Source organism: Mesorhizobium sp. M4B.F.Ca.ET.089.01.1.1 (genome assembly GCF_004022605.1).
GTDB classification, from domain to species: Bacteria; Pseudomonadota; Alphaproteobacteria; order Rhizobiales; family Rhizobiaceae; genus Mesorhizobium; species Mesorhizobium abyssinicae.
Genome location: NZ_RZOS01000030.1, coordinates 18,570 through 27,755 on the forward strand (window position 1 = coordinate 18,570; position 9,186 = coordinate 27,755).

Sequence of the window (9,186 nt, forward strand, 5' to 3'; positions counted from 1 at the left end):
CTTGAAAACCGTCAAGCTAGCTGGCGTGCCGCAGGCTGACCCCGCTGCCCTTGTCGAACAGCACCACCTTGTCCGGGTTCCAGGCGAAGCGCACCGGCTGCTCGATCTCGACATCGGTTCTCGCCGGCACCGTGGCGCGCAGCATGGTGTCCCCGACCCTGAGCGTCAGGATCTTCTCGACGCCGTGGTTTTCGACATCGTGGACGTGGGCCTCCACCGGCGCGCCGCTCTCCAGATAGACATCCTCCGGACGAATGCCGAAGACGAGCGGACGACCGTCGGCCGCATTGCCGGCTCCTGAAAGCGGCAGTTCGAAATTCATCGGCGCCATCACCGCGCGATTGTCGACGAGCTTGCCGTCGATTAGATTCATCGGCGGCGAGCCGACGAAGCTCGCCACATAGGTGTCGCGCGGGTTGTTGTAGATCTCCTGCGGCGTGCCGGTCTGGACGATGCGGCCATGATTGAGCACGCCGACCTTGTCGCCCATCGACATCGCCTCGATCTGGTCGTGGGTGACGAACAGGAAGGTGGCGCCGAGCTGCATCTGCAGGTTCTTCAGTTCCGTGCGCAGCGCCTCGCGCAGCTTTGCGTCGAGCGCCGACAGCGGCTCGTCCATCAGGAACACGCGCGGCTTGCGCACGATGGCCCGGCCGATCGAGACGCGCTGCATCTCGCCGCCGGACAGCCGGTCGGTCTTGCGGTCGAGCAGATGCTCGATCCGGAGGGTGCGGGCGGCGCGGGCGACACGATCCTTGATCTCGGCGTCCGGCAGCCGGCGGATCTTCGGCTTCAACGGGAATTCGAGGTTCTCGCGCACCGTGTAGCGCGGGTAGAGCGAATATTGCTGCAGCACCAGCGCCACGTCGCGCTCGGCCGCACCCCAGTCGGCGACATCGACGCCGTCGATGAAAACCTGGCCTTCGGTCGGCTTCTCGAGCCCGGCAATGAGCCGCAGCGTCGTCGTCTTGCCGGCGCCGGTCTCGCCGAGCAGCACGAAGAACTCGCCGTCGGCGATTTCGAGGTTGAGGCTCGTCAGCGCGGTGTGGCCACCGAACTTCTTGGTGATGTTCTTCAGTTCGATATGGGCCATTACAGCCTCACCCCCAATGACTTGCCGCTTGCCGTATCGAAGAAATGCGCCTGCTCGGGATCGATGCGGACATGCACCTTCTCGCCGGGACCAGCGACGTAGCCGGCCTTGGTGCGGGCGCGCAGCATCTTGGAGCCGACCTTGAGGTCGACAATGTCGAAGGAGCCGAGTGGCTCGATGATATGCGCCTCCACCGGCAAGTAGCCCGGCGCGGCCTCGCGCCGGACGAGCACGCCTTCGGGCCGGATACCCAGCGTCAGGCCGCCATTGGCAGCGTGGCCATTGAGCTTCGACAAGAGCGCGCTCGGGAACTCGAACCCCGCGGGCGCATCGCCGACCGTGACGGTGGCGAGGCTGGCCGCTTCGGCAACGCTGGCCTCGGTGATGTTCATCACCGGACTGCCGACGAATTGGGCGACGAACAAATTGGCCGGATGCGAATAGACCTCGTCCGGCGTGCCGACCTGCTGGATGAAGCCCTCATGCATGATGACGATACGGTCGGCGAGGCTCATCGCCTCGATCTGGTCGTGGGTGACATAGATCGTGGTCGAACCCTGCTTGATGTGCAGCCGTTTGATCTCGGCCCGCATCTCCTCGCGCAGCTTGGCGTCGAGCGCGCCGATCGGCTCGTCCATCAGCATCGCCTTTGGACGCCGCACCAGCGCGCGGCCGATCGCCACGCGCTGCATGTCACCGCCGGACAGCGCCGACGGCTTCTTGCCGAGCAGCTCGGTGATGCGCAGGACCCGGGCGACCTCGCGAACCGACTTGTCGACCTCGCCGCTGTCCATGCGCGTCGCGCGCAACGGAAAGGCGATGTTCTCGAACACCGTCATATGCGGGTAGAGCGAAAACGACTGGAACACCATGGCGATGTCGCGGTCGGCCGCCTTCAGGTGCTGCACCGCCTTGCCGTCGATCAGGATGTCGCCCTGGTCGATCGTCTCGAGCCCCGCTATCGCGCGCAGCGTCGTCGTCTTGCCGCAGCCCGACTGGCCGAGCAGCACGATGAACTCGTTGTCGGCGATGGCCAGATTCAGATTGTGGATGACCTGGACGGCACCGAAGAATTTCTCGATGCCGCGAAGTTCGATCTGTGTCACTGCCGGGCCCCCTCGTGCATTGCGGCGCCGGTTTCCTCCGGGCGCTCCGGCGCTATCTTCGACGTGATGTTGAAGCCGATCAGCCCGATCAGGATGATCGTCACGCCATAGGAATGCAGGCTGAGGCTCCATGGCTGGCAGAGCGCGATGATGCCCAGCACCATGAGGATCTGCGAGGCCGGCAAAAGGTACTTCTCGTTGACCGCGCGAAAGCTCATTTGCGGATCGCTCCGAAAGTCACGCCGCGAAGCAGGTGGTTGCGCAGCAGGAAGGTGAAGATCGCGACAGGCAGCAGGAACAGGAACGTGCCCGCCGCGATCGTCGTCCAGTCCGGCAGGCCGGAGCCGATCTGGCTGGGAATGAACGGCGGCGCGGTCTGGGCGCGCCGGTTGGTCATGATCAGCGCGAAGGCGTACTCGTTCCAGGCGGTGATGAAGCAGAACACCGCGGTGGCGGCAATGCCGGTCGCCGCTTCCGGCAGCACGATCTTGAAGAAGGCCTGCATGCGCGTGTAGCCGTCGACCAGCGCAGCCTCCTCGTACTCCTTCGGGATCTCGTCCATGAAGCCCTTCATCAGCCAGACCGAGAAGGACAGGTTGAAGGCGACGTAGAGGATGATCAGGCCGATATGCGAGTCGTTGAGGCCGACCATCCGGTACATCAGGAACATCGGGATCGCCACGACGACCGGCGGCAGCATGCGCGTCGACAGGATGAAGAAGAGAAGGTCAGCCTCGCCCGCGACCTTGAAGCGCGAGAAGCCGTAGGCGGTGAAGGTTCCCATCCCGACGGCGAGCACCGTGCTGATGACCGCCACGATCAGGCTGTTCATGAAGCGGTTGGGATACTGCGAAAGCTGCACGTCCTTGCCGACCTTCAGCACCCGCTCGCCGCCGTCATAGATGCGCTTCTCCCACCAGGGCGCGGCTTCGTAGACTTGCGGGTCGACCGGCTTCTGCATCTGCACGCGCTTGGTGAACAGACGGATGAAGGGCGTGACTTCCGGCTGGAAAAGGACGGTGGGCGGCACGCTGACCGCCAGTTCCTTCGGCTTGAACGCGGTGGAGGCGATCCAGTAGATCGGCGCGAGGAAGATCAGCGTCGCGACCAGCACCGCGACGATTGCTGCGCGGTTGAGGGCGACCTCGGAAGAAGTGCGGACGGCGGCCATCTCAGCGCTCCTTCACCTTGTTGAGGTACTTCACGTAGAGGTTGGTGATGGCCAGCACCATGATCAGCACGATGTAGGCCAGCGCGCAGGACTTGCCGGTATCCCACTGCTGGAACGCCTGCTTGTAGAGCCGGATCGCAATCAGTTCGGCGGTCGGCTGGGTCGTCATCGTGTAGGCGATGTCGAAGGTCTTGAAGGCTTCCATGGTGCGGAAGATCAGCGCGATCAAAAGGATCGGCGAGACCAGCGGCAAGGTGATGCGGGTGAAGGTGTACCACCAGCCGGCGCGGTCGATCGCCGCGGCCTCGTAGAGATGCTGCGGCACGGCCGACAGGCCGGCCAGCGAAAGCAGCATGACGAAGGGCGACCACATCCAGATATCGGTGATCGCGACGGCGTAGAGCGCGCTGTCCGGGTTGGACAGCCAGGCGAAATCGCCGAGGCCGAAGACGTAGTTGATCGGGCCCCAGGACGGGCTGTAGAGCAGTTGCCAGAACAGGCCGACGACCGCGGCCGACATCATCATCGGCAACAGCAGCAGCGTGGTGATCAGGCCTTTCATCGGAAAGCTGCGGTTGAGCAGCAGCGCCAGGCCGAAGCCAACGATCATCTGGCCGGCCACCGAAACGATGACGTATTTCGCCGTGATGATGAAATTCGACCAGATGTGATCGTCGCTGAGCAGCTCACGGTAATTCTGCAGGCCGACGAACTGCCAGGGCTCGCTCCGGTTGGCCGCGAAGTTGGTGAAGGAATAGCCAAGCGAATAGATCAGCGGGAAGATGTTGAAGACGATCAGGAACACCAGCGTCGGGATGATGAACAGATTGCGGATGGTCAGATCCGACCAGCCGCGCGCGGCGGCCCTTGAGGCAGGATCGAGATGTGTGAGGGCTACCGAAGCCAACGAGCGTCTCCCTGAAACAGGAATGCCGGAGGGGAAAACCCTCCTCCGGCATTCTGAATGTGATGCTTACTTGTAGCGATTGTACTTGGTGAACGTCGCCTTCCATTCGGCGGCGGTCTTGTCGAGCGCTTCCTGGGCGGTGCCTTTGCCGCCGACCACGAACGGATAGATGTTCTGGTTCAGCTGATCGAGCACCTCGGCGTATTCCGGTGTCGCCCAGAAATCCTTGACCATGAACATCGTGTCATAGAACGCCTTGTTGTAAGGCGTGGCGTTCTGGAACGCTTCCGATTTCAGCACGGCCTGGCTGCAGGTGTAGCCACCGAGGTCGGCCCACTTCTTCTGGGTCTCGTCCTTGATGAACCACTCCAGGAACTTCGTCGCCTCTTCCTGGTTCTTCGAGTACGAGACGATTGAAATTCCCTGGCCACCGAGAGCGGCGAAGCGCTTGCCGTCCGGGCCGGCCGGATTGGCGAAGAAGCCGGTCGCGTCGGCGAATGGGTTGGTGGCCTTGTTTACCAGCGGCGGGAAGAAGGCGAAGAAGTTCATGCTCATCGCGGCGAGGCCGCCGGTGATCGCCTGGTTGTCTTCCACGAAGAAGGTCTTGCCCCAACCCGGAGGCGTGAACTTGTAGAGTTCCTTGTACATGTCGAGGCCTGCGGCGGCCTCCTTCGAATTGGTGATGCCGTCGACCTTGTAGGTTGCGTAGTCGCCGAGGTCGCCGCCATAGCTGAAGATTGCGCTTTCGACGCCCATCGCCATCGCGTCATAGGAATTGTCGGTGTAGATGGCGACGCCGTACCGCTTCTGGTCCGGACGGTGGAAGAACTCGGCGATGTCGCGCAGCTGCGCATACGTCTTCGGCACGTCGAGGTCGTAATTGTACTTCGCCTTGAAGGCTTCCTTCTCCTTCGGATCCTCGAACCAGTCCTTGCGATAGGACCAGCCAATCGCATCGCCTTCGAGCGGGATCGCCCAGTATTTGCCGGAGCCGCCAGGGTATTCGGCATAGTACTTGACTGTGGCGGGCGCCATCACGTCGCCAAGCTTGTGCTTGTTGAAGAAGTCGGTGAGGTCGACATAGTGGCCTTGCGTCGAACCGGCGCCGAGCCATTGCGAGTCGCCGACCACCATGTCGTACGCGTCGCCATGCGCGTTGAACTCGGTGAAAGCCTTGGTCTGGAAATCCGGCCATGGCGTCGTCTGCACCGTGACCTTCACGCCGGTCTCGGCTGTATAGTCGTTGACGAGTTCCTGCAGATAGTTGGCCGGATCCCATTCCGCCCAGAAGATGGTGAGTTCCTTTTCCTGCGCGTAGACGGACGTTCCGCAGGCAAGCGTCAGGCCGATACCAGCAAGCACGCTGGTCACTAACTTGCGCATAATGTTTCCTCCCTTGTGCGCATTCTACCGTGTCATGCGAGCCGCCAACGAGGCCGGCCCTGGTAGTTCCTCCCGTGATGGCACTTTCCGGTTTGGGCCTCCTCGCCCGGCCGAAAATGGATCGCCACCTTCACTTTCGATCCGCTTCGACTATTCTGATCTGGTATTACCAATTTCGGACGGACGTCAAGCCCTTTCTTGAGCGATCAAGAATCGCCGGACAAGCCATTTGCAGCGGTATCTGCCTGTTTTCCCTTAATTTTCCTACTCCTTGATACGTATGCACCTTGTTCCGGTCACCTCATCGGGCCTATTATGCACAACTGGTCACGCCATCTGGTCCAACCAGATTTGCTTTATTTGGCCATTACCGCCGACCCGCCGCCACCTTCCGATTCCGCCAGGGCAGCCCGCACCAGCGCGCCCGCCGCCCATTGCGCGACCGCCATCATCCGTCGGCTGTCCAGCCCCCATATGTCCTTCAGCACGATCAGCACCTCGACGCCGAACATCAGCGACAGCGCCTGCGCCAGACGCTTGAATTCGCGCGGCGGCAACTGACCCTTGAGCGGCGCGATCGCGTCCTTCAGCAGGTCGACGCGATGGCCGCGCGTGAACGCGGGCTCGCTGCCCAGCGTGCCGGCCTGCCGCCTGGCCCATTGATCGAGCGACAGTTTCAGCGCCGCCTTGAACGTCGCCTCGAAGGCCTCGATGCGCGGCATGGCGTCGGCGAAGAGTTCGGCGACCCGACGCTCCGCATCGTCGGAAGTGGATTTCCAGGTGAGGATCGGGCCAAGCCCCTCGTCGACCACTGCCTGCACCAGGGCCGCCTGACTTGGGAAATAGCGATAGGCGGTCGCTCGCGACACTTCGGCCGCCTCCGCCACCTCGCTGACGGAAGGCGTCGCGCCGGCCTGCATCAGCCTGGTTGCCGTCTCCAGCATAAGCCGCCTGGTGCGGGCGCGCGCGCCGCGCTCGGCCGCGCGACCTGCCCCCTGTCCGGTGTCGTCGTTCGGCGCGGCTTGTTGACGTGAGACATCCATGTCAATACGATACGCGCGTCTCAAAAAATTGCAATGGTCTTGACGGCCGGCAAGAAGCGGCGGGCGACAACGCCAGGGAGCGGGGAAATGCAATGAAGCGCATCTACGTGGTCGGCACCGCCGACACCAAGGGCGAGGAACTCGCCTTCCTGGCGGACGCGATCGCCGCCACGGGCGCCGCTGTGACCCGCGTCGACGTCGGAACGCGCGCCGCCGCCGTCCCGGTCGATGTCACGGCCGAGGAGGTCGCCGACCACCATCCCCAAGGCCGCAACGCCGTGCTCGGCATCGACGACCGCGGCAGGTCGGTCGCCGCGATGGCCGCCGCCTTCACCCGCTTCGTCCAGTCGCGCAGCGATATATCCGCAATGATCGGCATTGGCGGCGGCGGCGGCACCTCGATCGTCACCTCTGGCATGCGCGCGCTGCCGCTCGGCCTGCCCAAGATCATGGTCTCGACGCTTGCCTCCGGCGACACCGCGCCTTACGTCGACGTCTCCGACATCGTCATGATGCCGTCGGTGACCGACATGGCCGGTCTCAACCGGCTGTCGCGCGTCGTGCTGCACAATGCCGCCCAGGCGATCTCGGGCATGGCTGCAAACCCCGCGCCCGCCTCCGACGGCAAGCCGTCGCTGGGGCTTACCATGTTCGGCGTGACCACGCCTTGCGTGACCGCGATCGCCGACGAGCTGCGCGCCAGCTATGACTGCATGGTCTTCCACGCCACCGGCACCGGCGGCCGCACCATGGAGAAGCTCGCCGATTCGAGGCTGCTCGCCGGTCTCCTCGACATGACCACGACGGAGGTTTGCGACCTGCTGTTCGGCGGCGTGCTGCCGGCGACGGAGGATCGCTTCGGCGCCGTCGCTCGCACGAAGCTGCCTTATGTCGGCTCGGTCGGCGCGCTCGACATGGTCAACTTCTGGGCGCCGCCGACCATTCCGGAGCGCTATCGCGGGCGCCTGTTCTATGAGCACAATTCCAACGTGACGCTGATGCGCACGACGCCGGCCGAATGCCGCGCGATCGGCGCATGGATCGGCGAAAGACTGAGCCGCTGCGAGGGTCCGCTCCACTTCCTGATTCCGGAAAAGGGCGTCTCGGCGCTCGACATCGAAGGCGGCGCCTTCTTCGACCCGGAAGCCGACGCGGCGCTGTTCGATGCCGTCGAGCGTTCGATCCGCCCCAACGCGACGCGGCACGTGACGCGCCTGCCGCTGCATATCAACGATCCCGAATTCGCCAGGGCCGCGACCGCGGCCTTCCTCGATATCGCCAAGAAGTGAGACCCGGACGCATGGCCGCCATTCAGCGCAAGAAAATCCTGGAGAAATTCCGCAAGATGATCGCCGACGGCGTGCCGATCGTCGGCGGCGGCGCCGGCACCGGCCTGTCGGCCAAGGCCGAGGAAGCCGGCGGCATCGACCTCATCATCATCTACAATTCCGGCCGCTACCGCATGGCCGGGCGTGGTTCGGCCGCCGGCCTGCTCGCCTATGGCAATGCCAACGAGATCGTCAAGGAGATGGCCTACGAGGTGCTGCCGGTGGTGAGGAAGACTCCGGTGCTGGCCGGCGTCAACGGCACCGATCCGTTCGTCATCATGCCGCTGTTCCTGGCCGAACTGAAGACGATGGGCTTTTCCGGCGTGCAGAACTTCCCCACCATCGGCCTGTTCGACGGCACCATGCGGCAAAGCTTCGAGGAAACCGGCATGGGTTTCGGGCTCGAGGTGGACATGATCGCCGAAGCGCACAAGCTCGACCTCCTGACCACGCCCTACGTCTTCAACCCGGACGAGGCGCGTGCCATGACCAAAGCCGGCGCCGACATCGTCGTCGCCCATATGGGCGTGACGACGGGCGGTTCGATCGGCGCCACTTCGGCGAAGTCGCTCGACGACTGTGTGAAGGAGATCGATGCCATCGCGGCGGCCGCGCGCTCGGTGCGCAAGGACGTCATCCTGCTTTGCCATGGCGGGCCGATCTCGATGCCGGACGATGCCCGCTACATCCTCGAGCGCTGCGAAGGGCTGCATGGCTTCTATGGCGCAAGCTCGATGGAACGGCTGCCGGCGGAGGCAGCAATTGCCAAACAGACGGCGGATTTCAAGGCGGTCGCGGTCGGCCGCGGCAAGGCGACCATTAAGAAAAAGAAGGGATGAGACGATGACCGACAAGAGCAAGGTGTTCGTGTATCCGAAGGACGTCAGCGCCTTCGGCTTCGACTGGGGCAGGCTGGCCCTGACGGTCGCGCCCGAAGTGAACGGCGCCGAGCGTTTTTCCGGCGGCGTCGTCGACCTGCCCTCCGGCAAGGGCCACACCCGCCACAACCATCCCGGCGCCGAAGAAATCATCTTCGTCATCTCCGGCCATGGCGAGCAGATGGTCGAAGACGAAGAAGGCAATCCGGTGGTCGCGAAGGTCGGCCCCGGCTGCACCATCTACGTGCCTGAAAGCCGCTTCCACTCGACGCTGAAC

Annotated in this window: 10 protein-coding genes; 3 read left to right on the plus strand and 7 right to left on the minus strand. The window is 63.7% G+C overall.

The window, feature by feature from the left end; translation table 11 throughout:
- Positions 1 to 16: 16 nt before the first annotated feature.
- From EN780_RS05345 to EN780_RS05375, 7 genes are all read right to left on the minus strand, one after another.
- Positions 17 to 1,093 carry an ABC transporter ATP-binding protein gene (locus EN780_RS05345; protein ID WP_127284646.1) on the minus strand — a complete coding sequence of 359 codons (1,077 nt, stop codon included), beginning with the start codon at positions 1,091 to 1,093 and terminating at the stop codon, positions 17 to 19.
- Positions 1,093 to 2,199 carry an ABC transporter ATP-binding protein gene (locus EN780_RS05350; protein ID WP_127284647.1) on the minus strand — a complete coding sequence of 369 codons (1,107 nt, stop codon included), beginning with the start codon at positions 2,197 to 2,199 and terminating at the stop codon, positions 1,093 to 1,095. The genes EN780_RS05345 and EN780_RS05350 overlap by 1 nt, the downstream gene beginning before the upstream one ends.
- On the minus strand, positions 2,196 to 2,417 hold the full coding sequence (locus tag EN780_RS05355; protein WP_127284648.1) for a hypothetical protein: 222 nt from the start codon (positions 2,415 to 2,417) through the stop codon (positions 2,196 to 2,198). The genes EN780_RS05350 and EN780_RS05355 overlap by 4 nt, the downstream gene beginning before the upstream one ends.
- A complete protein-coding gene (locus EN780_RS05360; protein WP_127284649.1) occupies positions 2,414 to 3,370 on the minus strand; it encodes a carbohydrate ABC transporter permease in 957 nt (318 codons plus the stop codon). The genes EN780_RS05355 and EN780_RS05360 overlap by 4 nt, the downstream gene beginning before the upstream one ends.
- A gap of 1 nt (position 3,371) precedes the next feature.
- Positions 3,372 to 4,277, minus strand: coding sequence for a sugar ABC transporter permease (locus tag EN780_RS05365; protein ID WP_126058200.1), 906 nt, complete (start codon positions 4,275 to 4,277; stop codon positions 3,372 to 3,374).
- 66 nt (positions 4,278 to 4,343) lie between these two features.
- The gene (locus tag EN780_RS05370; RefSeq protein WP_127284650.1) at positions 4,344 to 5,660 is read right to left on the minus strand and encodes an extracellular solute-binding protein; all 1,317 of its coding nucleotides are present in this window, start codon (positions 5,658 to 5,660) and stop codon (positions 4,344 to 4,346) included.
- Between the two features lie 356 nt (positions 5,661 to 6,016).
- Entirely contained in the window at positions 6,017 to 6,703 is a 687-nt protein-coding gene (locus tag EN780_RS05375; protein WP_128272478.1) for a TetR/AcrR family transcriptional regulator, read from the minus strand.
- 92 nt (positions 6,704 to 6,795) lie between these two features.
- Between EN780_RS05375 and EN780_RS05380 the strand changes: the two genes are divergently transcribed.
- From EN780_RS05380 to EN780_RS05390, 3 genes are all read left to right on the plus strand, one after another.
- Positions 6,796 to 7,992, plus strand: a complete 1,197-nt coding sequence (locus EN780_RS05380) for a Tm-1-like ATP-binding domain-containing protein (RefSeq protein WP_128272480.1) — start codon at positions 6,796 to 6,798, stop codon at positions 7,990 to 7,992.
- A gap of 11 nt (positions 7,993 to 8,003) precedes the next feature.
- Complete coding sequence (locus EN780_RS05385) at positions 8,004 to 8,870, plus strand: phosphoenolpyruvate hydrolase family protein (RefSeq protein WP_128272482.1); 867 nt, start codon at positions 8,004 to 8,006, stop codon at positions 8,868 to 8,870.
- Positions 8,871 to 8,874: 4 nt separating this feature from the next.
- Positions 8,875 to 9,186, plus strand: a 312-nt coding sequence (locus EN780_RS05390; RefSeq protein WP_128272484.1) for a cupin domain-containing protein, incomplete at its 3' end; no start/stop codon positions are given.

Excerpts from the sequence above, each read along its gene's own strand:
- EN780_RS05355 (WP_127284648.1), bottom strand. The coding sequence starts at position 2,417 with ATGAGCTTTCGCGCGGTCAACGAGAAGTACCTTTTGCCGGCCTCGCAG.
- EN780_RS05360 (WP_127284649.1), bottom strand. The coding sequence starts at position 3,370 with ATGGCCGCCGTCCGCACTTCTTCCGAGGTCGCCCTCAACCGCGCAGCA.
- EN780_RS05375 (WP_128272478.1), bottom strand. The coding sequence starts at position 6,703 with ATGGATGTCTCACGTCAACAAGCCGCGCCGAACGACGACACCGGACAG.
- EN780_RS05345 (WP_127284646.1), bottom strand. The coding sequence starts at position 1,093 with ATGGCCCATATCGAACTGAAGAACATCACCAAGAAGTTCGGTGGCCAC.
- EN780_RS05385 (WP_128272482.1), top strand. The coding sequence starts at position 8,004 with ATGGCCGCCATTCAGCGCAAGAAAATCCTGGAGAAATTCCGCAAGATG.
- EN780_RS05380 (WP_128272480.1), top strand. The coding sequence starts at position 6,796 with ATGAAGCGCATCTACGTGGTCGGCACCGCCGACACCAAGGGCGAGGAA.
- EN780_RS05370 (WP_127284650.1), bottom strand. The coding sequence starts at position 5,660 with ATGCGCAAGTTAGTGACCAGCGTGCTTGCTGGTATCGGCCTGACGCTT.